We start from the raw sequence: 25,444 nt of genomic DNA, 5'->3' as shown, positions 1-25,444 counted from the left end.
ACATGCTGCAACGCCCAACCGTGAAAGGTGATTTATCACTGACTAATCCAGCGGTGCGCGCCTGGTTGTATCAAATCCTGGCGGTCGTCATCGTCGTGGTTACCGTCGGTTATCTGCTGCACAACACGGTAACCAATCTGGCGCAGCGCGGGATTACGTCAGGTTTTGCCTTTCTGAACAACAGCGCCGGCTTTGGTATTGTTCAGCACCTGATTGACTATGAACAAGGCGATACTTACGCCCGCGTCTTTGTCGTCGGTCTGCTGAATACGCTGCTGGTCTCGGCTATTTGTATTGTCTGCGCCTCGCTGCTGGGGTTTATCGTCGGTCTGGCTCGTCTGTCCGACAACTGGCTGTTACGTAAACTGTCCACTATCTATATCGAGACATTCCGCAATATTCCGCCACTGCTGCAGATTTTCTTCTGGTATTTCGCGGTACTGCGCAACCTGCCGGGCCCACGTCAGGCGGTCAACGCGCTCGATACCTTTTTCCTGAGCAACCGCGGATTGTATATTCCGGCCGCCGAATTTGGCCCGGGGGCGCTTCCTTCGATACTGGCGCTGATCATTACGCTGGTCGTCGCCGCCATGATTTTCCGCCGCAATAAGCGCTACCATGCCCTTACCGGTCAGCAACGCAGGTCCTGGCCGATTCCGCTGGTGATGCTCGTGGTGTTGCTGGGCTTATCGCACCTGATTTTCGGCCGGGCGCTGCATTGGGATTTCCCGGTACTGAAAGGATTCAACTTCAGCGGCGGGCTGGTGCTGATTCCTGAACTGGCGGCGCTGGCGCTGGCATTGTCGGTGTATACCTCCTCCTTTATCGCCGAGATCATCCGCTCCGGGATCCAGTCCGTCTCTTATGGGCAACACGAAGCGGCGTTGTCGCTGGGCCTTCCCAAACCGGTCACCCTGCGTAAGGTTATTCTGCCGCAGGCGCTGCGCGTGATTATTCCGCCATTGACCAGCCAATATCTGAACGTGGTGAAAAACTCGTCGTTGGCTGCCGCCATCGGTTATCCGGATATGGTGTCGCTGTTCGCCGGCACCGTGCTGAACCAGACCGGCCAGGCCATCGAAACCATCGCCATCACCATGTCGGTCTACCTGATTATCAGCCTGCTGATCTCGTTACTGATGAACATCTATAACCGGAAAATCGCCTTAATTGAGCGTTAAAGGAATAGGATGACCATGATTACACACACACCATCCAACCCGACGCCCATTAACCGCGCCATCGTCTGGGCGCGACGGAACCTGTTCTCCAGCATCACCAATAGTGTGCTGACGCTGGCCTGTCTGTGGCTGCTCTGGACTCTGATCCCGCCGCTGCTGAACTGGGCCATTCTCAAGGCCAACTGGATCGGATCCACCCGCGCGGATTGCACCAGTGACGGCGCCTGTTGGGTGTTTATCCATGCCCGTTTCGAGCAGTTCATGTACGGGCTTTACCCACGGGAAGAGCTCTGGCGCATCAATTTCGCACTGGTACTGGCGCTGATCAGCATCCTGCCGATGTTCTGGCGCAACCTGCCGCGCCGTGGTCGTTACATCGCCATCTGGTGCGTGGTCTATCCGCTAATCGCCTGGTGGTTGCTGTTCGGTGGTTTTGGCGGCCTGACTCGGGTGGAAACCCGCCAGTGGGGCGGCCTGACGTTGACCATCATCATCGCGGCTATCGGCATTGCCGGCGCCTTGCCGCTGGGAATCCTGCTGGCATTGGGACGTCGCTCCAACATGCCGGTACTGCGGGCGCTCTGCGTCATCTTTATCGAGTTCTGGCGCGGCGTACCGCTGATTACCGTACTGTTCATGTCCTCCGTTATGCTGCCGCTGTTTCTGACGGAAGGCACCAACATCGACAAACTGCTGCGCGCGCTGGTCGGGGTGATTCTGTTTCAGTCCGCCTATGTGGCGGAAGTGGTCCGCGGCGGTCTGCAGGCGCTGCCCAAAGGGCAATATGAAGCGGCCCAATCTCTGGCGCTCGGCTACTGGCGTATGCAGGGGTTGGTGATTCTGCCTCAGGCGCTGAAGATGGTGATACCCGGTCTGGTCAACACCATCATCGCGCTGTTCAAAGACACCAGCCTGGTGATCATCATCGGCCTGTTCGACCTGTTCAGCAGCATTCAGCAAGCGACCGTTGATCCGGCCTGGCTGGGAATGTCCACGGAAGGCTACGTATTTGCCGCCATCCTCTATTGGATCTTCTGTTTCAGCATGTCGCGTTATAGCCAGCACTTAGAAAAACGTTTTGATACCGGACGCAAGTCTCATTGAGGTTACCCATGAACCAGGACACGTTAACACCATCTTCCGACTACATGATCACGCTGGAAAACGTGAATAAGTGGTATGGGCAGTTCCACGTACTGAAAAATATCAACCTGCAGGTCAAACAAGGGGAACGTATTGTTCTGTGCGGACCGTCAGGCTCCGGTAAATCAACGACCATCCGCTGTATCAACCATCTGGAAGAACATCAGCAGGGACGTATCGTGGTAGACGGCATCGAACTTAACCACGATAGCCGCAACATTGAGAAAATCAGAACAGAAGTGGGCATGGTGTTCCAGCATTTCAACCTGTTCCCGCATCTGACGGTTCTGCAAAACTGTACGCTGGCGCCGAGCTGGGTTCGCAATATGCCGAAAAAAGAAGCGGAAGAGCTGGCGATGCACTATCTGGAACGAGTGCGCATCGCCGCGCATGCCCATAAATACCCCGGTCAGCTTTCCGGCGGCCAGCAACAGCGTGTCGCGATTGCCCGCTCACTGTGCATGAAGCCGAAAATCATGCTGTTTGACGAACCGACATCGGCACTGGATCCGGAGATGGTGAAAGAAGTACTGGATACCATGCTGGGTCTGGCGGAAGACGGCATGACCATGTTGTGCGTGACCCATGAAATGGGCTTCGCCCGTACTGTAGCCAACCGGGTGATCTTTATGGATCAGGGTGAGATCGTCGAACAGGCGCCGCCGGATATCTTCTTCAGCAGCCCGCGCTCAGAACGTACACAAACGTTCCTGGCTCAGATACTGCATTAATCACACCCAACATCTCTCAGGCCCGCTCACCGTAGCGGGCTTTTTCATGCCCTGAATACCACACATTGGAATCAACAGGCAGAAGCGAACCGATCGATAAGATCCTGCTTTACCGTCACGAGTCTGGGCGTGATATCGCCACGCTGATCGATGCCGACACGCTGGCCGTGGCCAGCGACTCCGCCTTAACGCTCGCCCTGCCCTGTCTGGATCTCAACCAGCCGGTACAGATCGCCGCGTTTATCCGTGACTGGCTGCGAAGGCGAACCGGGACAACCGGAGACTGAGCGCGTATTGAGGGATGTTTTATCTGCCGGCAGGCACAAAAAGGGACAGGGTACACCGAGGAAGCATCGCGTAACGCCGGGAGACCGGGCCGCCGGCCATCTCCGCCCTGGCACTCGGTTCTGCCACCGCACCCCCCAAAGCAAAAAACCCCCGGCATAACCGGGGGTTCCTTATGTGATGCCTGGCAGTTCCCTACTCTCGCATGGGGAGACCCCACACTACCATCGGCGCTACGGCGTTTCACTTCTGAGTTCGGCATGGGGTCAGGTGGGACCACCGCGCTCTCGCCGCCAGGCAAATTCTTTTCATTCCAACCGTCATGCCCACGCTACCGCGCCGCACAACCATCAGAATCCATCCGTCGAACAAGCCAAATTCTTTCTCGTCTCTCTCACCAAAACACCTTCGGTGTTGTAAGGTTAAGCCTCCCGGGTCATTAGTACTGGTTAGCTCAACGTATCGCTACGCTTACACACCCAGCCTATCAACGTCCTCGTCTCGAACGTCCCTTCAGGGGAATCAAGTTCCCAGGGAAGACTCATCTCGGGGCAAGTTTCCCGCTTAGATGCTTTCAGCGGTTATCTCTTCCGCACTTAGCTACCGGGCAATGCAATTGGCATCACAACCCGAACACCAGTGGTGCGTTCACTCCGGTCCTCTCGTACTAGGAGCAACCCCCCTCAATCTTCCAGCGCCCACGGCAGATAGGGACCGAACTGTCTCACGACGTTCTAAACCCAGCTCGCGTACCACTTTAAATGGCGAACAGCCATACCCTTGGGACCTACTTCAGCCCCAGGATGTGATGAGCCGACATCGAGGTGCCAAACACCGCCGTCGATATGAACTCTTGGGCGGTATCAGCCTGTTATCCCCGGAGTACCTTTTATCCGTTGAGCGATGGCCCTTCCATTCAGAACCACCGGATCACTAAGACCTGCTTTCGCACCTGCTCGAGCCGTCACTCTCGCAGTCAAGCTAGCTTATGCCTTTGCACTAACCTCCTGATGTCCGACCAGGATTAGCTAACCTTCGTGCTCCTCCGTTACTCTTTGGGAGGAGACCGCCCCAGTCAAACTACCCACCAGACACTGTCCGCAACCCGGTTCACGGGTCCACGTTAGAACATCAAACATTAAAGGGTGGTATTTCAAGGTTGGCTCCATGCAGACTGGCGTCCACACTTCAAAGCCTCCCACCTATCCTACACATCAAGGCTCAAGGTTCAGTGTCAAGCTATAGTAAAGGTTCACGGGGTCTTTCCGTCTTGCCGCGGGTACACTGCATCTTCACAGCGAGTTCAATTTCACTGAGTCTCGGGTGGAGACAGCCTGGCCATCATTACGCCATTCGTGCAGGTCGGAACTTACCCGACAAGGAATTTCGCTACCTTAGGACCGTTATAGTTACGGCCGCCGTTTACCGGGGCTTCGATCAAGAGCTTCTCCTTACGGATAACCCCATCAATTAACCTTCCGGCACCGGGCAGGCGTCACACCGTATACGTCCACTTTCGTGTTTGCACAGTGCTGTGTTTTTATTAAACAGTTGCAGCCAGCTGGTATCTGCGACTGGGCTCAGCTCCGTCCGCAAGGGACTTCACCATGCCCAGCGTGCCTTCTCCCGAAGTTACGGCACCATTTTGCCTAGTTCCTTCACCCGAGTTCTCTCAAGCGCCTGAGTATTCTCTACCTGACCACCTGTGTCGGTTTGGGGTACGATTCAATGTTACCTGATGCTTAGAGGCTTTTCCTGGAAGCAGGGCATCTGTCACTTCGGTACCGTAGTACCTCGTCATCACGCCTCAGTGTTGACAGCAGACCGGATTTACCTGGTCCACCCACCTGCACGCTTAAACCGGGACAACCGTCGCCCGGATGACATAGCCTTCTCCGTCCCCCCTCGCAGTAACACCAAGTACAGGAATATTAACCTGTTTCCCATCGACTACGCTTTTCAGCCTCGCCTTAGGGGTCGACTCACCCTGCCCCGATTAACGTTGGACAGGAACCCTTGGTCTTCCGGCGTGCGGGTTTTTCACCCGCATTATCGTTACTTATGTCAGCATTCGCACTTCTGATACCTCCAGCAGACCTCACAGTCCACCTTCAACGGCTTACAGAACGCTCCCCTACCCAACAACGCCTAAGCGTCGCTGCCGCAGCTTCGGTGCATGGTTTTAGCCCCGTTACATCTTCCGCGCAGGCCGACTCGACCAGTGAGCTATTACGCTTTCTTTAAATGATGGCTGCTTCTAAGCCAACATCCTGGCTGTCTGGGCCTTCCCACATCGTTTCCCACTTAACCATGACTTTGGGACCTTAGCTGGCGGTCTGGGTTGTTTCCCTCTTCACGACGGACGTTAGCACCCGCCGTGTGTCTCCCGTGATAACATTCTCCGGTATTCGCAGTTTGCATCGGGTTGGTAAGCCGGGATGGCCCCCTAGCCGAAACAGTGCTCTACCCCCGGAGATGAATTCACGAGGCGCTACCTAAATAGCTTTCGGGGAGAACCAGCTATCTCCCGGTTTGATTGGCCTTTCACCCCCAGCCACAAGTCATCCGCTAATTTTTCAACATTAGTCGGTTCGGTCCTCCAGTTAGTGTTACCCAACCTTCAACCTGCCCATGGCTAGATCACCGGGTTTCGGGTCTATACCCTGCAACTTAACGCCCAGTTAAGACTCGGTTTCCCTGCGGCTCCCCTATACGGTTAACCTTGCTACAGAATATAAGTCGCTGACCCATTATACAAAAGGTACGCAGTCACACCCAAAAGGTGCTCCCACTGCTTGTACGTACACGGTTTCAGGTTCTATTTCACTCCCCTCGCCGGGGTTCTTTTCGCCTTTCCCTCACGGTACTGGTTCACTATCGGTCAGTCAGGAGTATTTAGCCTTGGAGGATGGTCCCCCCATGTTCAGACAGGATACCACGTGTCCCGCCCTACTCATCGAACTCACGGCCTGTGCATCTTCGTGTACGGGACTTTCACCCTGTATCGTGCGACTTTCCAGACGCTTCCACTGACACACAAGCCGATTCAGGTTCTGGGCTGCTCCCCGTTCGCTCGCCGCTACTGGGGGAATCTCGGTTGATTTCTTTTCCTCGGGGTACTGAGATGTTTCAGTTCCCCCGGTTCGCCTCATTAACCTATGGATTCAGTTAATGATAGTGTGACGAGTCACACTGGGTTTCCCCATTCGGGTATCGTCGGGTATAACGGTTCATATCACCTTGCCGACGCTTTTCGCAGATTAGCACGCCCTTCATCGCCTCTGACTGCCTAGGCATCCACCGTGTACGCTTAGTCGCTTAACCTCACAACCCGAAAGTGTCTCGGGATGCGGGTATATTGAGAGACTCGAACAACACATGAATTCACATTCATATGCCGTCGTTTCAAATTTTCAGCTTGTTCCGGATTGTTAAAGAGCAGAATACTTCGCAGCATACTGTCGCCAGTATACTCTGAAGTCATTCGTAAATGGTGGAGCTATGCGGGATCGAACCGCAGACCTCCTGCGTGCAAAGCAGGCGCTCTCCCAGCTGAGCTATAGCCCCATAGAATGCAACACGTAAACCTTTACCCGTAATTTCTTCTGAGACAAGGCGTGGAATGACGGCGCATACATCAGTATGCGGGCTATTTCACAACGCAGTATCAGGAGAAATCTGGTAGGCCTGAGTGGACTTGAACCACCGACCTCACCCTTATCAGGGGTGCGCTCTAACCACCTGAGCTACAAGCCTATAAGGTTTTACCGCTCGTTTACTTCATCAGACAATCTGTGTGGACACCACGCAGGCGCTTCAGCTCGGTAAGGAGGTGATCCAACCGCAGGTTCCCCTACGGTTACCTTGTTACGACTTCACCCCAGTCATGAATCACAAAGTGGTAAGCGCCCTCCCGAAGGTTAAGCTACCTACTTCTTTTGCAACCCACTCCCATGGTGTGACGGGCGGTGTGTACAAGGCCCGGGAACGTATTCACCGTAGCATTCTGATCTACGATTACTAGCGATTCCGACTTCATGGAGTCGAGTTGCAGACTCCAATCCGGACTACGACGTACTTTATGAGGTCCGCTTGCTCTCACGAGGTCGCTTCTCTTTGTATACGCCATTGTAGCACGTGTGTAGCCCTACTCGTAAGGGCCATGATGACTTGACGTCATCCCCACCTTCCTCCGGTTTATCACCGGCAGTCTCCCCTGAGTTCCCACCCGTAGTGCTGGCAACAGAGGATAAGGGTTGCGCTCGTTGCGGGACTTAACCCAACATTTCACAACACGAGCTGACGACAGCCATGCAGCACCTGTCTCAGCGTTCCCGAAGGCACGACCGCATCTCTGCAGTCTTCGCTGGATGTCAAGAGTAGGTAAGGTTCTTCGCGTTGCATCGAATTAAACCACATGCTCCACCGCTTGTGCGGGCCCCCGTCAATTCATTTGAGTTTTAACCTTGCGGCCGTACTCCCCAGGCGGTCGATTTAACGCGTTAGCTCCGGAAGCCACGCCTCAAGGGCACAACCTCCAAATCGACATCGTTTACAGCGTGGACTACCAGGGTATCTAATCCTGTTTGCTCCCCACGCTTTCGCACCTGAGCGTCAGTCTTCGTCCAGGGGGCCGCCTTCGCCACCGGTATTCCTCCAGATCTCTACGCATTTCACCGCTACACCTGGAATTCTACCCCCCTCTACGAGACTCTAGCCTGTCAGTTTTGAATGCAGTTCCCAGGTTAAGCCCGGGGATTTCACATCCAACTTAACAGACCGCCTGCGTGCGCTTTACGCCCAGTCATTCCGATTAACGCTTGCACCCTCCGTATTACCGCGGCTGCTGGCACGGAGTTAGCCGGTGCTTCTTCTGCGGGTAACGTCAATCGGTAAGGTTATTAACCTTGCCGCCTTCCTCCCCGCTGAAAGTGCTTTACAACCCGAAGGCCTTCTTCACACACGCGGCATGGCTGCATCAGGGTTTCCCCCATTGTGCAATATTCCCCACTGCTGCCTCCCGTAGGAGTCTGGACCGTGTCTCAGTTCCAGTGTGGCTGGTCATCCTCTCAGACCAGCTAGGGATCGTCGCCTAGGTGAGCCGTTACCCCACCTACTAGCTAATCCCATCTGGGTTCATCCGATGGCGTGAGGCCCGAAGGTCCCCCACTTTGGTCTTGCGACGTCATGCGGTATTAGCTACCGTTTCCAGTAGTTATCCCCCTCCATCAGGCAGATCCCCAGACATTACTCACCCGTCCGCCGCTCGCCGGCGGGGAAGCAAGCTTCCCCCCGCTGCCGCTCGACTTGCATGTGTTAGGCCTGCCGCCAGCGTTCAATCTGAGCCATGATCAAACTCTTCAATTTAAAGTTTGATGTGTTTTCCGAAGAAAACGTGCTCAAAGAATTTACCGTTAGTTCGTATGAATTAACTGTTGTCACTCTTCAAGACTTTTCACAAATATTTTAGTGAAGCGTCCTGCGAGTGCCCACACAGATTGTCTGATTGATTGTTAAAGAGCAGTGCGACCGGCTTACAGCCTGCTGTCGCGAGGTGGCGTATACTACGCTTTCCTCATTCAGAGTCAACGACTTTTTTCCCGTTTTCTCCGCCTCACACCGCGCCGGCTCATCGCCGTTGCCGTGTCAGTGGATGCGCATTATAGGGAGTTCCTCGCAGGCCGCAACCGGTATTTTTGATTAAATCGCGCGTTCGCTGCATTCCACAGCAAAAGTGCCGCTTATACCTTATTTTGCACAGAGTTATCCACAACTCAGGCATTTTTTGAAATTTGGCGAGCATCACGCAAACGTTTTCGCTACAATTCCCCCCCTGATGAATGACGCGTATCCGTGAGCGCGTTAGCTGAATATCGGTGATTCAATCCGTATTTTTCTTTATGTGACCGCCACTATTCACGTAACGCTCTTTAAAGTAAGAACCTAAGTCAGGGGATCAAACCATCATGCAACAACGTCGTCCTATCCGTCGTGCTTTGCTCAGCGTGTCTGACAAAGCCGGTATCGTCGAATTCGCCCAGGCGCTGTCACAACGAGGCATTGAGCTGCTCTCCACTGGCGGCACTGCACGCCTGCTGGCCGACGCCGGCCTGCCGGTGACAGAAGTCTCGGATTACACCGGTTTTCCGGAAATGATGGATGGACGCGTCAAAACCCTGCATCCCAAAGTGCATGGCGGTATTCTGGGTCGCCGCGGTCAGGATGACGCCATCATGACTCAACACCATATCCAGCCGATCGACATGGTGGTCGTTAATCTCTATCCGTTCGCCCAGACCGTCGCCAAAGCCGACTGCACGCTGGAAGACGCGGTAGAAAATATCGATATCGGCGGCCCGACCATGGTGCGCTCCGCGGCCAAGAACCACAACGACGTGGCTATCGTGGTTAAAAGCAGCGACTACACAGCCATCATCACCGAGATGGACGCCAACGAAGGTTCTCTGACTTACGAAACCCGTTTTGATCTGGCAATCAAGGCATTCGAACACACCGCCGCTTACGACAGCATGATCGCCAACTACTTTGGCAGTAAGGTTCCGGCCTATCACGGCGATACCACTCAGCCTTCCGGCCGTTTCCCGCGCACGCTGAACCTGAACTTCATCAAAAAACAGGATATGCGTTATGGCGAGAACAGCCACCAGCAGGCCGCCTTCTATATAGAAGAGAAAGTCGCTGAAGCATCGGTGGCCACCGCTCAGCAGTTGCAGGGCAAAGCGCTTTCCTACAACAACATCGCCGATACTGACGCCGCGCTGGAGTGCGTGAAAGAATTTGCCGAGCCGGCCTGCGTAATCGTCAAACACGCCAACCCCTGCGGCGTGGCAATTGGCGGTTCGATTCTGGACGCCTATGAGCGCGCCTACAAAACCGACCCGACATCGGCGTTCGGCGGCATCATCGCCTTTAACCGCGAACTGGACGAAGCCACCGCGCAAGCCATTATCAGCCGCCAGTTTGTTGAAGTGATCATTGCTCCTTCCGCCAGCGAAGCCGCGCTGAAAGTCACCGCCGCCAAGCAGAACGTACGCGTGCTGACCTGCGGTCAGTGGCAACAGCGTACGCCGGGGCTGGATTTCAAACGCGTCAACGGCGGCCTGCTGGTGCAGGATCGCGATCTCGGCATGGTAGAAGCCGCCCAGTTGCGCGTGGTCACCGAGCGCCAGCCGACTGAAGCCGAACTGCGCGATGCGTTGTTCTGCTGGAAAGTGGCGAAATTCGTTAAATCCAACGCCATTGTTTACGCACGCGACAATATGACCATCGGCATCGGCGCCGGTCAGATGAGCCGTGTTTACTCGGCCAAAATCGCCGGTATCAAGGCTGGTGACGAAGGTCTGGAAGTCAAAGGTTCCGTCATGGCGTCCGACGCATTCTTCCCGTTCCGTGATGGTATCGATGCAGCGGCGGCCGTAGGCATCACCTGCGTGATTCAGCCGGGCGGCTCCATTCGCGATGATGAAGTCATCGCGGCAGCCAACGAACACGGCATCGCGATGCTGTTTACCGACATGCGCCACTTCCGTCACTAATCCGGAGTTATGACGATGAATATCTTGATTATTGGTAATGGCGGCCGCGAGCACGCGCTGGCCTGGAAAGCAGCCCAGTCTCCACTGGCTGACAAGGTTTACGTTGCGCCGGGTAATGCCGGCACTGCGCTGGAACCGACGCTGGAGAACGTGAATATCGCCGCGACCGACATTCCGGCGCTGCTGGATTTCGCTCGCCAGAACGCCATCGGCCTGACCATCGTCGGCCCGGAAGCGCCGCTGGTGATTGGCGTGGTTGACGCCTTCCGCGCCGCCGGTCTGAAGATTTTCGGCCCGACGCAGGCGGCCGCTCAGTTGGAAGGTTCCAAAGCCTTTACCAAGGACTTCCTGGCTCGCCAGCACATCCCAACGGCGGAATACCAGAATTTCACCGACATCGAACCGGCGCTGGCTTATATCCGCCGCAAGGGCGCGCCTATCGTCATCAAGGCGGACGGTCTGGCCGCCGGTAAGGGTGTGATTGTCGCCATGAAGCTGGAAGAAGCGGAAAATGCGGCCACCGACATGCTGGCAGGCAATGCGTTTGGCGATGCCGGTCACCGTATCGTGGTCGAAGATTTTCTGGACGGCGAAGAGGCCAGCTTTATCGTGATGGTGGATGGCGAGCACGTGCTGCCGATGGCAACCAGCCAGGATCACAAACGCGTTGGCGACAAAGATACCGGCCCGAACACCGGCGGCATGGGCGCTTACTCACCCGCGCCGGTAGTGACGGATGAGGTTCACCAGCGGGTAATGGACCAGATTATTTGGCCAACCGTGCGCGGCATGGCGGCCGAAGGTAATGTCTACACCGGCTTCCTGTACGCGGGCCTGATGATTTCCCCGGACGGTCAGCCGAAGGTGATCGAATTCAACTGCCGCTTCGGCGATCCGGAAACTCAGCCGATAATGCTGCGCCTGAAATCCGATCTGGTGGAGCTGTGTCTGGCGGCTTGCGACGGCAAACTGGATGAGAAGACCTCTGACTGGGATGCTCGCCCGTCATTGGGCGTGGTGCTGGCGGCAGGCGGCTATCCGGCCGATTACCGTAACGGCGACGTGATTTCGGGCCTGCCGACGCAAGATGCGGCCGATGGCAAGGTGTTCCATGCCGGCACCAAACTGAATGGCGACGACGTGGTGACCAACGGCGGGCGCGTATTGTGCGTGACGGCGCTGGGCCACAGCGTAGCCGAAGCGCAGCAACGCGCCTACGAGCTGGCTAAGCCGATCAGTTGGGAAGGCTGCTTCTGTCGCAGCGACATCGGCTATCGCGCCATCGCACGCGAGCAGCAAGCCTGACGATAGCGCGCAGATCTCAACAAGGGGTCATGCCTGACGGGCTGGCCCCTCCTTTCTTGTTTTACCGCTTCTCTTCCCTGACTACCACGCCTCGGCTGTGGGTTCCCAACGACAGAAATCCGTCTCTGCCGCCTGCAACAACTGCGTGCCTTCCGGTGACGTCAGCCAGGCAATGCTAAGCGGTGCGGCGGCGCGTTCGGCTTGCTGTGCGATCCAGGCCAGCGAAGAGCGGTCCAGCTCCGGGCGTACCGTTTTTCCGTCGCACGTGGTTACCTGCCCTGCATTCCAGCGCCCCTGCATCAGCGATACCTTGCCGGCGCGCAGAGAATCGCTCAGTTCCAGCAAGCGCCGGGCATCGAACTGGAACAGCGCAATCTCGTCTTCCGACAACGACTCACGCCGGTCCGGCAACTGGCGCTGCATGTAACTGACGGTTCCCGCCTGATCAAAACGCAGCCTGACCTCTTCCCGCGCCGACGCAGAATTGGTCTGCTGGACCTCACGCAAAGCGCCCTGCTGGAAGCGGTAACGGGTAATCCGGACTTCTTTTCCTGATAGCGGACTGAGCGCTGTCACCAGTGTGGTGAGATGCTGCTGCGCGTCGTCTTTACGCCACAACCGCACCACGCCGCTATCGGCCAGGTAGCCGCTGGCATACACGGCGGGCGGCGGCGTCGAGGAACTACAGGCGCTCAGCCAACACACCAGCGCCGGCGCGGCAAAACGGATGTGCCGTCTGCAAAAAAGCAAAAGGGGCGAAATCGCCCCTCTGCTTAAACCTTGTATCAGCATGCGCTTATTTGACAGCGTCTTTCAATGCCTTACCGGACACAAACGCAGGCACGTTAGCGGCAGCAATTTTGATTTCTTTACCAGTCTGCGGGTTGCGGCCAGTGCGCTCGTTACGATGATTGACTTTGAAAGTGCCAAAACCAACTAATTGTACTGCATCACCTTCTTTCAGAGACTCCGTGATCGCTGCCAGAGTAGCTTCCAGGGCAGCTTTAGCCTGGGTCTTGGAAAGGTCAGCTTTGTCAGCAATTACATCAATCAGTTGAGTCTTATTCATAAGTTATCCTTACAGTGTGTTTATCGCTTGCTAAGCATCGAGTGCGACGGATATGCCATCTCCCGTCATACTTCGAGCCACAGGTGCGTTGGCTTTCCTCGCTCACCCCATTCACTTACTCAAGTAAGCTCACGGGGATTCGCTGCGTCGCCGCCTTCCTGCAACTCGAATTATTTAGGGGGTAGTAGCACTCTCCTGCATACACGCACCGACAGCCACTTTTATTACGCCCCCCAAATGTAGACCAGACAGGGTGCGGATGTGAAGCCTAAAGACAGGCCATTTCAGGCCTTAAATCACGTTTTATCGCGTTATTGATACAAATTTATCCCAATGTTACTAATTCCTGCCTCGCGCAGGTCGGCGCGCAGGCCTTTTATCAGCTCGACGTCGCGTTCTTCGCAGTCGGCCAGCAGGCGGAAAATCTCCCACTGGATGTCCCATTCTTCTTCGACGGCAGGCACAACCTTCAGTTCTTCATCGGTCATTTCCCGCCCCGCCTGAGTCATCTCCAGCATCGCTACGGTACGGATCGAAGTTTCGCTGATAGCGACCGCGTGTTCCAGCGTTTCGCCGCTCAAACGCGAATGCAACAGCTCGCTCAGAGCAACGCAAGCGTCAATGGCCGGGTATACGCCATAAATGTCGTAATCGTCTGCGGCAGGAATCGCATCTTCCAGCTTTTCCAACTGACTGTCGAAATTGACCTTGGCATCTTTGACCACCAGCGTTTCCCACACCAGATCCAGCATGCGCCGGTAAAGCTGCGCATCCCCAAAACCCGTTTGCTGACAAAACTCATGATAGTTGGGGTACATACGTTCACAAAGACAGGCCATAAAGGTGACATGCTGCCAACTTGCCAGCTTTTCCAGACGCAAATGAATGGGGTTACGTAACATTGTTCATCTCAATAATAATGGGCGGCAGTGTAACGAAAATCGCCGCACCGCCATATACCTGAATTCCTAAAGTTTCCTGCCCGGCATTATCCTACAGGCCGGCCTGACGTTGCCAGCGTTGAAACGCCGGACGGTTGGACGCCACCGCATCCGCCCAGCGGGTAGGTTCCGGCAGGCGATAGCCGTTCATGCAACGCATCACCCACTGCAGCGCGCTGTCCATACCGACACGGTGACCGGTGGAGACAAACAGCGGATTGCAACGGGCCTTGCTGCGCCATACCCAGCCGAGCTGCTCATCCCGGTCCAGCAACGGCTGACGACTGCCCACCGCGTCCGCCAGCGGCGCAAACTGCCCGCACAGGCGCCGTTTGGCGACGCCGATGGTCGGCACGTTGACCAGCAAGCCGAAATGGCTGGCGACGCCCAGACGACGGGGATGAGACACGCCGTGCCCGTCGACAAACAGCAAATCCGGCCGGTGCTGCAACTGTTCCCACGCCGCCAGCAGAGCCGGGTACTCGCGGAACGACAGGAAACCGGGGATATAAGGCATGATAGTCGGAATACGCGCAATCTGGTATTCCACCAGTTGCAGCGACGGATAGGTCAGCACGGCCAGCGCAGCGCGGGTTACCGCGCCGTCCTGCTCGAAACCGACATCGGCGCCGGCGATCAGCGTCGGCTGCTCAAAAGGCACATCGTCATGACGAATCACCTGAACCGCTTTGTCACGTTGTTCTTCGCGCAGCGCCTGCATATCCATCAGGCGAGGTCCTGATGATACGGCGCGGATAAGCGATGTACCGCCTCGACGAAAGCGCCGGCATGCTCTGGCGGTACGTCCTGATGAATGCCGTGCCCCAGGTTAAACACATGGCCATTACCGGTGCCGAATCCGGCCAGAATGGTAGCGACTTCCTGCTCGATGCGGGCAGGCGGCGCATACAGCATCGACGGGTCCATATTGCCCTGCAACGCCACCCGATCGCCGACGCGACGGCGCGCGTCGGCAATATCGGTGGTCCAATCCAGCCCCAGCGCGTCGCAGCCGGTATCCGCCATCGCCTCCAGCCACTGACCGCCGCCTTTGGTGAACAGCGTCACCGGCACCCGGCGGCCGTCGTTTTCACGCAGCAGGCCGTCGACAATCTTGTGCATATAATGCAGCGAGAATTCACGGTAATCAGCCCCGCTCAGCGCCCCGCCCCAGGTGTCGAAAATCATCACCGCCTGCGCGCCGGCCCGAATCTGGGCATTAAGGTAGAGCGTCACGCTGTCCGCCAGCTTGTCCAGCAACAGATGCAGCGTGCGCGGCTCGGTAAACATCATCTTCTTGATTACGGTGAAGGCTTTGCTGCTGCCGCCTTCCACCATATAGGTCGCCAGCGTCCACGGGCTGCCGGAAAAACCGATCAACGGCACCGCGCCCGCCAGATTGCGGCGAATCGTCCGCACCGCGTTCATTACGTAGCCGAGTTCCAGCTCCGGGTCCGGCACCGGTAGTTTTTCCACGTCGGCATGACAGGTGACCGGCGAGGTAAAGCGCGGCCCTTCGCCGGCTTCAAAATACAGCCCCAGCCCCATAGCGTCGGGTATGGTGAGAATATCGGAAAACAGAATGGCCGCATCAAGGTTGTAGCGTCGCAGCGGCTGTAACGTCACTTCACAGGCCAGCTCGGCATTCTTGCACAGCGACATGAAATCACCAGCTTGCGAGCGAGTCGCGCGGTATTCCGGCAGGTAACGCCCCGCCTGACGCATCATCCATACCGGGGTCACATCCACAGGCTGACGCAACAGCGCACGCAAATAGCGATCGTTTTTCAGATCAGTCATGGTCTTTTCCTTGTAACGCCTGCTTGCAGGCATGATTGTCGCTGGCGATGACCGATCAACGATCGGCCTCGCGGCACAGCACTACCGTGTCTTCAATCAGACGCCGGGCTACCGTACCCGGCGGCGGCAATTCCGGCAAGCGATCATAACGGAACCAGTCGGCATCCCGCAGTTCGGACGGGTCAGCTTTCACCTCGCCCCCGTCGTAGTCGGCCATGAACGCCATCATCAGCGAATGCGGGAACGGCCAGGGCTGGGAACTGACGTAACGCAGGTTCCTGACGCGGATATTGCTCTCTTCCATCACTTCCCGCGCTACCGCCTGCTCCAGGGTTTCCCCCACTTCCACAAAGCCGGCCAGCGTTGTGTACATGTTGCCTTTGTGGCGCAGGTGCTGCGCCAGCAGAATCTTGTCGTCGCGGCGAATCGCCACAATCACGCAGGGGGCAATCTGCGGGTAGTAACGCTCTTTGCAGTGCGCGCACAGGCAGGCCAATTCGGTGGTGCTGACCGACATCTCATGGCCGCAGTAACCGCAAAACCGGTGCGAACGATAGAATTCCGCCAGCTGCACCGCGCGGCCCGCCAGTTGGAACAACCCGGCATCCTGATCCAGCAGTTGGCGCACCGAACCCATGTCGCTGGTCTTATCCTGCAGCACCAGCCATACCGGTTCCCCCTGCCACTCGCCAACCTGGCGGGCGGGCTGCTGCTGCAACTGCCACTGCGCCGCCGTTCCCTGCGGCAATTCGCCCTGAGGCAGCCAGATCTGATGGCGGTGATACACCACCCACCATCCGCGTTCGTCACCCTTCAGCGTCACTTCCATCTCTTTTATTGCCCCGCTTATTACCAGATTGGCGTTTTACGACTATGGTTATAAATAATGACACGACTAACTGTCATCATCCTATCGATACCCGGAGTCAACCATGCTGAAACAGTTACAACGTCTAACGGAGAACGTTGGTGGCAATTACGCCTTGATCGATCAGTGGTTGCAGGCCCGCAAACATCTTTTGTTGGCCTATTACCACCTGCTCAGCATTCAGACAGGGAAAATACCGGAAGCACGGACGCTGGATGAATTTTGCCATCATCTGGTCGACTATCTGTCTGTCGGTCATTTCCATGTCTACGAACGCATGTTGCAGGAAAACATCATGCGCAACGACCGAAAGCTGACGCAGGCGTCGCACTTTGATGTCGCGCTGCGCAGCAACACCCAGCAAATCATGGATATTTACGACAGCCATCTGGCGTTTTTCATCGAGCCCGTCGACAGTCAGGAATTTCGCCAGACATTATCCGGCGTGGGTGAAGCATTGGCAATGCGCTTCACCCTGGAAGACAGCCTGATCCGACTGATGTTCGATCATTGACGGCACACCGTCACAGCGCATAGAGTGTCAGAGTTTTAGTTCGCCCCGTGAAGGGGCGATATCTTGTCGGAGTGCCCAACACGCCGTATGGCGCGTGGGCTGAGACCGTTAATTCGGGATCCGCGGAACCTGATCAGGTTAATACCTGCGAAGGGAACAAGAGTAATCACACTGCCAGCCCCAGGCGCAACGTTCACGTTGCCGCCGCAGCCGCAAGACCCGGCATCACATGATTGCCGTTGCCAGCGGGCCAGCATCCGGCCATTACTCCCTCCGAGCTCCAGACAAGCAATTTTTCCTTTTAATGAACAGGAACTTGCTATGTCTACAGAACCAACCCAGTCTACAGAACAGAATGTTTCCGGAGAAAAGAAATCCTCCGGTCGTCGCGAACAACGCGCCGCCGCCCAGCAGTTTATCGACACGCTGCGCGGGTCGACCTTTCCCAACTCACAGCGCATTTATCTGACCGGCTCACAGCCGGACATCCGCGTGCCGATGCGGGAAATCCAGCTTAGCCCGACGCTGGTGGGCGGCAGCCGCGACAATCCGCGCTATGAAGCCAACGAAGCGGTGCCGGTGTATGACACCGCCGGTCCGTATGGCGACCCGGCCACTACCCCGGACGTACACCGCGGGCTTGGCAAACTGCGCGCCGACTGGATTGCCGGGCGCGACGACACCGAAGCCTTACCGAAAGCCAGCTCCGGCTTTACCCAACAACGGCTGGCGGACATCGGCCTCGACCATCTGCGTTTTGAACATCTGCCGCAGCCTAAGCGCGCCAAAGCCGGTCGCCGCGTTACCCAGTTGCACTACGCCCGTCAGGGCATCATCACGCCGGAGATGGAATTCATCGCCATCCGTGAAAACATGGGGCGCGAGCGCGTGCGCGGCGAGGTGCTGCGCCAGCAGCATCCGGGCCACAGTTTCGGCGCACTGCTGCCGGACAACATCACGCCGGAATTCGTGCGTCAGGAAGTGGCCGCCGGGCGCGCCATCATCCCCGCCAACATCAACCACCCCGAATCGGAACCGATGATCATCGGCCGCAATTTTCTGGTGAAGGTGAATGCCAATATCGGCAACTCCGCCGTGACCTCGTCTATCGAAGAAGAAGTGGAAAAACTGGTGTGGGCCACCCGCTGGGGCGCGGACACGGTGATGGACCTGTCCACCGGGCGCTACATCCATGAAACCCGCGAGTGGATCCTGCGCAACAGCCCGGTGCCGATCGGCACGGTGCCGATCTATCAGGCGCTGGAAAAGGTCAACGGCATCGCGGAAAACCTGACCTGGGAACTGTTCCGCGACACCTTGCTGGAACAGGCGGAACAAGGGGTGGATTACTTCACCATCCACGCCGGCGTGTTGCTGCGCTATGTACCGATGACCGCCAAACGCCTGACCGGCATTGTGTCGCGCGGCGGCTCGATTATGGCCAAGTGGTGCCTGTCGCACCATCAGGAGAACTTCCTGTACCAGCATTTCCGTGAAATCTGCGAAATCTGTGCCGCCTATGACGTCGCGCTGTCGCTCGGCGACGGCCTGCGCCCCGGTTCCATTCAGGATGCCAACGACGAAGCGCAGTTCGCCGAACTGCACACGCTGGGCGAACTGACCAAAATCGCCTGGGAATACGACGTGCAGGTGATGATCGAAGGCCCCGGCCATGTGCCGATGCAGATGATCCGCCGCAACATGACCGAAGAGCTGGAACACTGCCACGAGGCGCCGTTCTATACTTTAGGCCCGCTCACCACCGATATCGCGCCCGGTTACGACCACTTCACCTCCGGTATCGGCGCGGCGATGATCGGCTGGTTCGGCTGCGCCATGCTGTGCTACGTCACCCCGAAAGAGCATCTGGGGCTGCCGAACAAAAACGACGTCAAACAAGGGTTGATCGCCTATAAAATTGCCGCCCACGCCGCCGACCTGGCGAAAGGCCACCCCGGCGCGCAGATCCGCGACAACGCCATGTCCAAAGCGCGTTTTGAATTCCGCTGGGAGGACCAGTTCAATCTGGCTTTGGACCCGGAAACCGCCCGCGCCTACCACGACGAAACCCTGCCGCAGGAATCCGGCAAGGTGGCGCATTTCTGCTCGATGTGCGGACCGAAATTCTGTTCGATGAAGATAACCCAGGAAGTGCGCGACTACGCCGCCCGTCAGGAGGCGCAGGTGCAAGCGCAACCGCTGGATGTCGGCATGGCTCAGATGTCCGCCGAATTCCGCGCCCGCGGCAGCGAGCTGTACCACACCGCCACCAGCCTGCCGCAGGAAGAACGCTGATGAACGGCATTTTTCCCGCTACTGACGCCCGGCTGGGGCTGTATCCGGTGGTTGACAGCGTAGAATGGATCGAACGTCTGCTGGCAGCCGGCGTCCGCACCATCCAGCTACGCATCAAGGACCAGCCGGCGGATCGGGCCGAACCCGACATCATCCGGGCGATCGCGCTCGGCCGTCGCCATCAGGCCCGGCTGTTCATCAACGACTACTGGCAACTGGCGGTGAAGCATCAGGCCTACGGCGTACACCTTGGGCAGGAAGATCTCGACACCGCCGATCTAAACGCGATCCGCGCCGCCGGGCTGCGGCTGGGCGTTTCCACCCATGACGCCGCCGAACTGGCGCGCGCCGTCGCTATCTCGCCGTCTTATATCGCGCTGGGCCATATCTTCCCCACCCAAACCAAAGCGATGCCGTCTGCGCCGCAAGGGCTGGCCGAACTGGCCCGCCATATCCACGCGCTGGACGGGCGCTTTCCCACCGTCGCCATCGGCGGCATCAGCATTGACCGGGCGCCGGCGGTGCTGGAAACCGGGGTCGGCAGCATTGCCGTGGTCAGCGCCATCACGCAAGCGGCGGACTGGCGCGCCGCCACTGCGACGCTGCTGCGACTGATTGAAGGACGGGAGGCGTAACATGCTCGACGATCAGGCCTTTATGCGTTACAGCCGCCAGTTGCTGCTGGAAGACATCGGTCAGGAAGGGCAGCAGAAGCTGGCGGAAGCCCGGGTGCTGCTGGTGGGTCTGGGCGGGCTCGGCTCGCCGGCGGCGCTCTATCTGGCGGCGGCCGGCGTCGGCACGCTGCTGCTGGCGGACCACGACACCCTGCACATCTCCAATCTGCAACGTCAGATTCTCTACCGCAACGCCGACCTTTCACGCCCCAAAGCGGTGCTGGCCCGTCACGCGCTGGAAGCCGTCAATCCGCTGGTGAAAACCGTGGCCCTGACCACCCGGCTGGAAGGCGAACCACTTGAGAAAGCGGTGGCGCAAGCCGATCTGGTGCTGGACTGCTGCGACAACATGGCGACCCGCCACGCGGTCAACGCCGCCTGCGTCGCGGCGCAAAAACCGCTGATCAGCGCCAGCGCCGTCGGTTTTAGCGGCCAGTTGCTGGTGCTGACGCCGCCTTATCGGCACGGCTGTTATGCCTGCCTCTACCCGGACGCCAGCGAACCGCAGCGCAACTGCCGCACCGCCGGCGTGCTCGGTCCGGTGGTCGGCGTGATGGGTACGTTGCAGGCGCTGGAAGCGATCAAGCTGCTGTGCGGTTTGTCCTCGCCGCTGGACGGCAAACTGCGGCTGTTCGATGCGCGCCAACAGCAGTGGACCACGCTGCAACTGACGCGCTCGTCTACCTGCCCGGTATGCGGAGAGCAGGCATGAAGATCCGGCTTAACGACGATGTTATCGAACTGCAGGACGAGCTGACCGTGGCGCAGTTGCTCAGCCAGTTGAACCGGCTGCAGCCCGGCACGGCGCTGGCTATCAATCAAACCATCATCCCGCGTGATGCCTGGACGCAACACCCGCTGCGCGACGGTGATGACATTTTGCTGTTTCAGGCAATCGCAGGAGGTTGAAATGCTGAAGATTGCGGATACCACTTTTACTTCCCGGTTATTAACCGGGACCGGAAAATTCGCCAGCGCGCGACTGATGCAGGACGCCCTGCGCGCTTCGGGTTCACAACTGATCACGCTGGCGATGAAACGCGTGGATTTGAAAGGCGGCAGCGACGCCATTCTGGCGCCGTTGCGCGAGCTGGGCGTACACCTGCTGCCGAATACCTCCGGCGCCAAAACCGCCGAGGAGGCGGTGTTCGCCGCCCGGCTGGCGCGCGAAGCGCTGGGCACGCACTGGGTGAAGCTGGAAATCCACCCGGACATGAAATACCTGCTGCCCGACCCGGTGGAAACCCTGAAAGCCGCCGAACAGCTGGTGAAAGACGGCTTTGTGGTATTGCCTTACTGCGGTGCCGACCCGGTACTGTGCAAGCGTCTGGAAGACGTCGGCTGCGCCGCGGTGATGCCGCTGGGCGCGCCGATCGGTTCCAATCAGGGGCTGCAAACGCGCGATTTCCTGCGCATCATCATCGAACAGGCACGGGTGCCGGTGGTGGTGGACGCCGGCATCGGCGCGCCCAGCCACGCGGCGGAAGCGATTGAACTGGGTGCGGATGCGGTACTGGTCAACACCGCTATCGCCGTGGCGCGCGACCCGGTGCAGATGGCGCAAGCCTTCCGGCTGGCGGTAGACGCCGGCGCTATCGCTCATCAGGCCGGGCTGGGCAACCGCCAGCGCATCGCCAGCGCCACCAGCCCGCTCACCGGCTTTCTGCAGCATACGGAGGCCGCCAACTGATGGACACCCACGATCAATCGCCGTCGTTTGAACAGCGCTGTCAACAGTTGGAGTGGCATGACCTGACACTGCGCATCAACAGCAAGACCGACGCCGACGTAGAACGGGCGTTATGCGCCGATCGGCCGACGCGCGAGGACATGATGGCGCTGCTGTCTCCCGCCGCCGGCCGCTGGCTGGAACCGCTGGCGCAGCGGGCGCAACAGCTGACGCGCCAGCGCTTCGGCAACACCGTCAGCTTCTATGTACCGCTGTACCTCTCCAACCTGTGCGCTAACGACTGCACCTACTGCGGTTTTTCCATGAGCAATCACCTCAAGCGCAAGACGCTTGATGAGCAGGAAATCCTGCGCGAGTGCGAGGCAATTAAAGCGCTGGGGTTCGATCACCTGCTGCTGGTAACCGGCGAACACCAGCGTAAGGTGGGGATGGACTATTTTCGCCAGATGCTGCCGCTGATTCGCCCGCAGTTCAGTTCGCTGATGATGGAAGTGCAGCCGCTGGCGCAGGCGGAGTACGCCGAGTTGAAAACCCTCGGGCTGGATGGCGTGATGGTGTATCAGGAAACCTACCACCCGGCGACCTACGCCCGCCATCACCTGCGCGGTCACAAGCAGGATTTCGCCTGGCGGCTGGCGACGCCGGACAGGCTGGGGCGCGCCGGGATCGACAAGATCGGGCTGGGGGCGTTGATTGGGCTGTCCGACAGCTGGCGCGCTGATTGCTACATGGTGGCCGAGCATCTGCTGTATTTACAGCAGACTTACTGGCAGAGCCGCTATTCGGTATCGTTCCCACGTCTGCGCCCCTGCGCCGGCGGCATCGAACCCGCTTCGCTGATGGATGAAGCGCAACTGATGCAGGTGATCTGCGCCTTCCGGCTGCTGGCGCCCGATGTGGAACTGTCGCTGTCGACGCGCGAATCGCCCCACTTCCGCGACCACATGATCCCAATCGCCATCAACAACGTCAGCGCATTTTCCAAAACCCAGCCGGGCGGCTACGCCGACGACCACCCGGAACTGGAGCAGTTCACCCCGCACGACGACCGTCGTCCGGAAGCGGTGGCCGCTGCCCTGACCCGTGCCGGGCTGCAACCGGTGTGGAAAGACTGGGACGGCTATCTGGGGCGACCGGGCGCAGGTTGAGTTTTGCGCCAGCCTATCGCGATGCAGAGGATCCTGTCCTCACGGTACGATCGTCATCATCTGCCGTCATCACCTGCCGTCATGACTGACAGGAAAGATCAGGCTGAAAGTAATCCGCCCGATCGTTTCATCGCGCGGATCGCAACGGGCAATGACCTCGCCGCCGTGCAATGTCATGATCGCCCGTACGATCGACAACCCCAGCCCGCTGGAATCGCTGCTGGCGCTGCGGGTGGCGTCGGCGCGGTAAAACCGGTCGAACAAGCGTTCCAGTTGCGCGGGCGGCAGCACCGGACCGAGGTTAGTCACCTCGACCACCACTCGCTCAGAGGATGCGGCTACGCTCAGCCGCACCGGGCTGTCGGCTTTGGCGTAACGCACCGCGTTGGCGACCAGATTGCCCAGCGCACGCTGGAACAGTAACGCATCCACCGCCAGCCGGGCATTGCCTTCGCACAACAGTTCGATACCGCGTTCTTCCGCCAGCATCTCAAAGTAATCCGCTACCCGACGCAGTTCAGTCGCCACCTCGACCGGCACGCGATTGAGCACCGGCTGCTCGTGACTGGCGCGGGCCAGAAACAGAATGTTTTCCACCATGCGCGACATTCGCTCCAGCTCAGCGATGTTGTCGGACAGCAGCGTCTCATACTCTTCCACACTACGCGGCTGATACAGCGCCACCTGACAATGCCCCATCAGCGCGCCAATCGGCGTGCGGATTTCGTGCGCCAGATCGGCGGAAAACTGGGTCAGCCGCAGATAACCGTCGTTCAGTCGGTCCAGCATGGCGTTGAACGCGCGAATCAACTGTCGCATTTCCTGCGGCGCATCCGCATCGCTGATCCGGGTGGACAGCGTATTCGGCGCAATCGCCGACGCCTGCGCCGTCATCCGCCACAACGGCAATAAACCGCGGCGCAGCGCCAGATAGCCCAGCCCGCCAATCAGCACAAAGGCGATCGCCACCGCCCCCACCACGCGCCACAGATAGTGCTCCAGCATCTTTTGTTCGCTGAACATCACGTGAGCCGCCGTGACCTGCAACATCTGACCGTCATGCAGCCGCACCTGTGCGGCAATCACCCGCAGCGGTACGCCCTGCTCCGTCAGGCTGCCGCGTACCGCATCGGTTTGCAGCGGCGCGTCCACCGCGATCGGGGGAATGTCCGGCAGAGCAATATGCGCCGGGTTGACGTTAATCAGCGGCTTTTGCCCCGGCAGGGAAAACAGCAGCACGTCCTGCTCGTTCCCCAGCATATTTTCGAACATGCCGGTGTTGGCGGTCAGCATCGGCAAGGTGAAATTCCTGCCCAACAGATGGCGGTAGTACTCCACCCGCCCGGTAACCTGCACGTCGCTGCGCCGATACATTTCCTGACGCAGAACGCCGTACAGATAGCCGCCGACGCTGCTGACCACCAGCGCGGTCGTCAGCGCGAACAACAGGCTGCAACGCAACGTCAGCGAGCTGGCGCGCCAGCGCTGAAAAAACACGTTCATGAGCGCGGCTCGCACACATAGCCGATACCGCGCACGGTATGGATCAACTTGACGTCAAACGGCTTGTCGATTTTGGCGCGCAGGCGTTTCACCGCCACATCCACCACGTTGGTGTCGCTGTCGAAGTTCATATCCCACACCTGCGAAGCGATCAGGGTACGGGACAGCACCTCGCCTTCGCGCCGCACCAGCAAATGCAGCAACATGAACTCCTTGTTGGTCAGTGGAATCACCGTATCCTGACGCGTAGCTTTACGCCGCAGCACATCCAGTTGCAGATCCGCCACCAAGTAGTGATCCGCCTCGCGCACCACGCCGCGACGCAACAGGGTGCGAACGCGCAGCACCAGTTCAGTAAAGGAAAACGGTTTGATGAGGTAATCGTCCGCGCCCAGCTCCAGCCCGTGAATGCGGTCGTGCAACTGGTCGCGCGCCGTCAGAAACAGTACCGGCACATCGCTCTTCTTGCGCAGCATCTCAATAATCTGCCAGCCATTGAGCCCCGGCAGCATCACATCCAGAATGACAGCGTCGTAGCCGTGTTCCAGCGCATTGAACAATCCGTCGGTGCCGTTGCGCGCCAGGTCGACCGCATATCCCGCCTCGGTCAGCCCTTTTTTCAGGTAATCCCCGGTGCCGGCGTCATCTTCAATCACCAGAATACGCATCGTTATCACTCCCGCTGTACTGGCGGCATCGCTGCCGAAACATCGCCTCATCATAGCAACTCCGCCCGGCCGA

At 58.3% G+C, this 25,444-nt stretch carries 21 protein-coding genes, 2 tRNA genes, 3 rRNA genes and 1 riboswitch; of the genes, 13 read left to right on the top strand and 13 right to left on the bottom strand.

Annotated elements, in window-relative coordinates; genetic code table 11:
* Nucleotides 1-2: 2 nt before the first annotated feature.
* The 4 genes from CPA59_RS01335 to CPA59_RS01320 all read left to right on the top strand — a co-directional run bounded on the left by CPA59_RS01335 (nucleotide 3) and on the right by CPA59_RS01320 (nucleotide 3,342).
* Nucleotides 3-1,181, top strand: coding sequence for an amino acid ABC transporter permease (locus CPA59_RS01335; protein WP_049854043.1), 1,179 nt, complete (start codon nucleotides 3-5; stop codon nucleotides 1,179-1,181).
* Between the two features lie 9 nt (nucleotides 1,182-1,190).
* A complete protein-coding gene (locus tag CPA59_RS01330) occupies nucleotides 1,191-2,285 on the top strand; it encodes an amino acid ABC transporter permease (RefSeq protein ID WP_038917525.1) in 1,095 nt (364 codons plus the stop codon).
* A gap of 8 nt (nucleotides 2,286-2,293) precedes the next feature.
* Nucleotides 2,294-3,055 (top strand): amino acid ABC transporter ATP-binding protein, encoded by a 762-nt coding sequence (locus CPA59_RS01325; RefSeq protein WP_038663273.1) that lies wholly within the window; start codon nucleotides 2,294-2,296, stop codon nucleotides 3,053-3,055.
* Between the two features lie 65 nt (nucleotides 3,056-3,120).
* Entirely contained in the window at nucleotides 3,121-3,342 is a 222-nt protein-coding gene (locus CPA59_RS01320; protein WP_231348832.1) for a hypothetical protein, read from the top strand.
* A 180-nt stretch (nucleotides 3,343-3,522) separates the two neighbouring features.
* Here the strand turns inward: CPA59_RS01320 and rrf are convergent.
* The 5 genes from rrf to CPA59_RS01295 all read right to left on the bottom strand — a co-directional run bounded on the left by rrf (nucleotide 3,523) and on the right by CPA59_RS01295 (nucleotide 8,707).
* Nucleotides 3,523-3,638 (bottom strand): 5S ribosomal RNA (gene rrf / locus CPA59_RS01315).
* Between the two features lie 120 nt (nucleotides 3,639-3,758).
* Nucleotides 3,759-6,664: ribosomal RNA gene (locus tag CPA59_RS01310) — 23S ribosomal RNA — on the bottom strand.
* Nucleotides 6,665-6,831: 167 nt separating this feature from the next.
* A tRNA-Ala gene (locus CPA59_RS01305) sits at nucleotides 6,832-6,907 on the bottom strand.
* A 112-nt stretch (nucleotides 6,908-7,019) separates the two neighbouring features.
* Nucleotides 7,020-7,096 (bottom strand) — tRNA-Ile (locus tag CPA59_RS01300).
* A gap of 69 nt (nucleotides 7,097-7,165) precedes the next feature.
* A 16S ribosomal RNA gene (locus CPA59_RS01295) occupies nucleotides 7,166-8,707 on the bottom strand.
* Together the 16S, 23S and 5S rRNA genes with 2 tRNA genes alongside form the textbook arrangement of a ribosomal RNA operon.
* A gap of 599 nt (nucleotides 8,708-9,306) precedes the next feature.
* Here CPA59_RS01295 and purH point away from each other — a divergent pair.
* Both purH and purD read left to right on the top strand, forming a co-directional pair.
* Nucleotides 9,307-10,896 (top strand): bifunctional phosphoribosylaminoimidazolecarboxamide formyltransferase/IMP cyclohydrolase, encoded by a 1,590-nt coding sequence (gene purH, locus CPA59_RS01290; RefSeq protein WP_038663278.1) that lies wholly within the window; start codon nucleotides 9,307-9,309, stop codon nucleotides 10,894-10,896.
* A gap of 15 nt (nucleotides 10,897-10,911) precedes the next feature.
* Nucleotides 10,912-12,201 carry a phosphoribosylamine--glycine ligase gene (purD, locus tag CPA59_RS01285; RefSeq protein ID WP_107758550.1) on the top strand — a complete coding sequence of 430 codons (1,290 nt, stop codon included), beginning with the start codon at nucleotides 10,912-10,914 and terminating at the stop codon, nucleotides 12,199-12,201.
* A gap of 81 nt (nucleotides 12,202-12,282) precedes the next feature.
* Here purD and CPA59_RS01280 read toward each other — a convergent pair whose 3' ends face one another.
* The 6 genes from CPA59_RS01280 to nudC form a co-directional block, all read right to left on the bottom strand.
* Nucleotides 12,283-12,993: a DUF1481 domain-containing protein gene (locus CPA59_RS01280; protein WP_107758549.1), complete on the bottom strand. Its 711-nt coding sequence runs from the start codon at nucleotides 12,991-12,993 to the stop codon at nucleotides 12,283-12,285.
* A 4-nt stretch (nucleotides 12,994-12,997) separates the two neighbouring features.
* The gene (hupA, locus tag CPA59_RS01275) at nucleotides 12,998-13,270 is read right to left on the bottom strand and encodes a nucleoid-associated protein HU-alpha (RefSeq protein WP_012882985.1); all 273 of its coding nucleotides are present in this window, start codon (nucleotides 13,268-13,270) and stop codon (nucleotides 12,998-13,000) included.
* A 311-nt stretch (nucleotides 13,271-13,581) separates the two neighbouring features.
* Nucleotides 13,582-14,172, bottom strand: a complete 591-nt coding sequence (locus CPA59_RS01270) for a YjaG family protein (RefSeq protein ID WP_038663285.1) — start codon at nucleotides 14,170-14,172, stop codon at nucleotides 13,582-13,584.
* A 91-nt stretch (nucleotides 14,173-14,263) separates the two neighbouring features.
* Nucleotides 14,264-14,938: a deoxyribonuclease V gene (nfi, locus tag CPA59_RS01265; RefSeq protein ID WP_082202678.1), complete on the bottom strand. Its 675-nt coding sequence runs from the start codon at nucleotides 14,936-14,938 to the stop codon at nucleotides 14,264-14,266.
* The gene (gene hemE / locus CPA59_RS01260) at nucleotides 14,938-16,011 is read right to left on the bottom strand and encodes a uroporphyrinogen decarboxylase (protein WP_038917520.1); all 1,074 of its coding nucleotides are present in this window, start codon (nucleotides 16,009-16,011) and stop codon (nucleotides 14,938-14,940) included. Before hemE ends, nfi begins: the two co-directional genes overlap by 1 nt.
* A 55-nt stretch (nucleotides 16,012-16,066) precedes the next feature.
* Nucleotides 16,067-16,840 (bottom strand): NAD(+) diphosphatase, encoded by a 774-nt coding sequence (gene nudC, locus CPA59_RS01255; RefSeq protein WP_107758548.1) that lies wholly within the window; start codon nucleotides 16,838-16,840, stop codon nucleotides 16,067-16,069.
* 103 nt (nucleotides 16,841-16,943) lie between these two features.
* On the opposite strand from nudC, the gene CPA59_RS01250 reads away from it, so the two are divergent.
* The 7 genes from CPA59_RS01250 (at nucleotide 16,944) to thiH (ending at nucleotide 23,200) form a co-directional block, all read left to right on the top strand.
* Entirely contained in the window at nucleotides 16,944-17,393 is a 450-nt protein-coding gene (locus tag CPA59_RS01250) for an Rsd/AlgQ family anti-sigma factor (RefSeq protein WP_038663305.1), read from the top strand.
* Between the two features lie 57 nt (nucleotides 17,394-17,450).
* A riboswitch (TPP riboswitch) is annotated at nucleotides 17,451-17,566 on the top strand.
* 148 nt (nucleotides 17,567-17,714) lie between these two features.
* Nucleotides 17,715-19,688 carry a phosphomethylpyrimidine synthase ThiC gene (gene thiC, locus CPA59_RS01245; protein ID WP_038917516.1) on the top strand — a complete coding sequence of 658 codons (1,974 nt, stop codon included), beginning with the start codon at nucleotides 17,715-17,717 and terminating at the stop codon, nucleotides 19,686-19,688.
* The gene (thiE, locus tag CPA59_RS01240) at nucleotides 19,688-20,323 is read left to right on the top strand and encodes a thiamine phosphate synthase (RefSeq protein WP_038917515.1); all 636 of its coding nucleotides are present in this window, start codon (nucleotides 19,688-19,690) and stop codon (nucleotides 20,321-20,323) included. Before thiC ends, thiE begins: the two co-directional genes overlap by 1 nt.
* Nucleotide 20,324: 1 nt before the next feature.
* Nucleotides 20,325-21,074, top strand: a complete 750-nt coding sequence (locus CPA59_RS01235) for a HesA/MoeB/ThiF family protein (protein ID WP_038917512.1) — start codon at nucleotides 20,325-20,327, stop codon at nucleotides 21,072-21,074.
* Nucleotides 21,071-21,271 carry a sulfur carrier protein ThiS gene (gene thiS / locus CPA59_RS01230; protein ID WP_038917511.1) on the top strand — a complete coding sequence of 67 codons (201 nt, stop codon included), beginning with the start codon at nucleotides 21,071-21,073 and terminating at the stop codon, nucleotides 21,269-21,271. The genes CPA59_RS01235 and thiS overlap by 4 nt, the downstream gene beginning before the upstream one ends.
* 1 nt (nucleotide 21,272) lies before the next feature.
* Entirely contained in the window at nucleotides 21,273-22,052 is a 780-nt protein-coding gene (locus tag CPA59_RS01225; RefSeq protein ID WP_107758547.1) for a thiazole synthase, read from the top strand.
* Nucleotides 22,052-23,200: a 2-iminoacetate synthase ThiH gene (gene thiH, locus CPA59_RS01220; protein WP_107758546.1), complete on the top strand. Its 1,149-nt coding sequence runs from the start codon at nucleotides 22,052-22,054 to the stop codon at nucleotides 23,198-23,200. The genes CPA59_RS01225 and thiH overlap by 1 nt, the downstream gene beginning before the upstream one ends.
* Before the next feature lie 69 nt (nucleotides 23,201-23,269).
* On the opposite strand, the gene CPA59_RS01215 is transcribed toward thiH, so the two are convergent.
* Nucleotides 23,270-24,703 carry a heavy metal sensor histidine kinase gene (locus CPA59_RS01215; RefSeq protein ID WP_107758545.1) on the bottom strand — a complete coding sequence of 478 codons (1,434 nt, stop codon included), beginning with the start codon at nucleotides 24,701-24,703 and terminating at the stop codon, nucleotides 23,270-23,272.
* Nucleotides 24,700-25,371, bottom strand: a complete 672-nt coding sequence (locus CPA59_RS01210; protein ID WP_107758544.1) for a heavy metal response regulator transcription factor — start codon at nucleotides 25,369-25,371, stop codon at nucleotides 24,700-24,702. Before CPA59_RS01210 ends, CPA59_RS01215 begins: the two co-directional genes overlap by 4 nt.
* Between the last annotated feature and the right edge of the window lie 73 nt (nucleotides 25,372-25,444).

Source organism: Dickeya sp. Secpp 1600 (genome assembly GCF_003049805.1).
Lineage (GTDB): Bacteria > Pseudomonadota > Gammaproteobacteria > Enterobacterales > Enterobacteriaceae > Dickeya > Dickeya fangzhongdai.
Note: the sequence above shows the minus strand (reverse complement) of the source record. Positions and strands in the feature narration are given on the sequence as shown.

Excerpts from the sequence above, each read along its gene's own strand:
- hemE (WP_038917520.1), bottom strand. The coding sequence starts at position 16,011 with ATGACTGATCTGAAAAACGATCGCTATTTGCGTGCGCTGTTGCGTCAG.
- hupA (WP_012882985.1), bottom strand. The coding sequence starts at position 13,270 with ATGAATAAGACTCAACTGATTGATGTAATTGCTGACAAAGCTGACCTT.
- CPA59_RS01335 (WP_049854043.1), top strand. The coding sequence starts at position 3 with ATGCTGCAACGCCCAACCGTGAAAGGTGATTTATCACTGACTAATCCA.
- thiS (WP_038917511.1), top strand. The coding sequence starts at position 21,071 with ATGAAGATCCGGCTTAACGACGATGTTATCGAACTGCAGGACGAGCTG.
- CPA59_RS01225 (WP_107758547.1), top strand. The coding sequence starts at position 21,273 with ATGCTGAAGATTGCGGATACCACTTTTACTTCCCGGTTATTAACCGGG.
- CPA59_RS01235 (WP_038917512.1), top strand. The coding sequence starts at position 20,325 with ATGCTCGACGATCAGGCCTTTATGCGTTACAGCCGCCAGTTGCTGCTG.
- CPA59_RS01250 (WP_038663305.1), top strand. The coding sequence starts at position 16,944 with ATGCTGAAACAGTTACAACGTCTAACGGAGAACGTTGGTGGCAATTAC.
- thiC (WP_038917516.1), top strand. The coding sequence starts at position 17,715 with ATGTCTACAGAACCAACCCAGTCTACAGAACAGAATGTTTCCGGAGAA.
- CPA59_RS01280 (WP_107758549.1), bottom strand. The coding sequence starts at position 12,993 with ATGCTGATACAAGGTTTAAGCAGAGGGGCGATTTCGCCCCTTTTGCTT.
- nfi (WP_082202678.1), bottom strand. The coding sequence starts at position 14,938 with ATGGATATGCAGGCGCTGCGCGAAGAACAACGTGACAAAGCGGTTCAG.
- CPA59_RS01210 (WP_107758544.1), bottom strand. The coding sequence starts at position 25,371 with ATGCGTATTCTGGTGATTGAAGATGACGCCGGCACCGGGGATTACCTG.
- CPA59_RS01330 (WP_038917525.1), top strand. The coding sequence starts at position 1,191 with ATGACCATGATTACACACACACCATCCAACCCGACGCCCATTAACCGC.
- purH (WP_038663278.1), top strand. The coding sequence starts at position 9,307 with ATGCAACAACGTCGTCCTATCCGTCGTGCTTTGCTCAGCGTGTCTGAC.
- thiH (WP_107758546.1), top strand. The coding sequence starts at position 22,052 with ATGGACACCCACGATCAATCGCCGTCGTTTGAACAGCGCTGTCAACAG.
- CPA59_RS01325 (WP_038663273.1), top strand. The coding sequence starts at position 2,294 with ATGAACCAGGACACGTTAACACCATCTTCCGACTACATGATCACGCTG.
- nudC (WP_107758548.1), bottom strand. The coding sequence starts at position 16,840 with ATGGAAGTGACGCTGAAGGGTGACGAACGCGGATGGTGGGTGGTGTAT.
- CPA59_RS01215 (WP_107758545.1), bottom strand. The coding sequence starts at position 24,703 with ATGAACGTGTTTTTTCAGCGCTGGCGCGCCAGCTCGCTGACGTTGCGT.
- CPA59_RS01270 (WP_038663285.1), bottom strand. The coding sequence starts at position 14,172 with ATGTTACGTAACCCCATTCATTTGCGTCTGGAAAAGCTGGCAAGTTGG.
- thiE (WP_038917515.1), top strand. The coding sequence starts at position 19,688 with ATGAACGGCATTTTTCCCGCTACTGACGCCCGGCTGGGGCTGTATCCG.
- purD (WP_107758550.1), top strand. The coding sequence starts at position 10,912 with ATGAATATCTTGATTATTGGTAATGGCGGCCGCGAGCACGCGCTGGCC.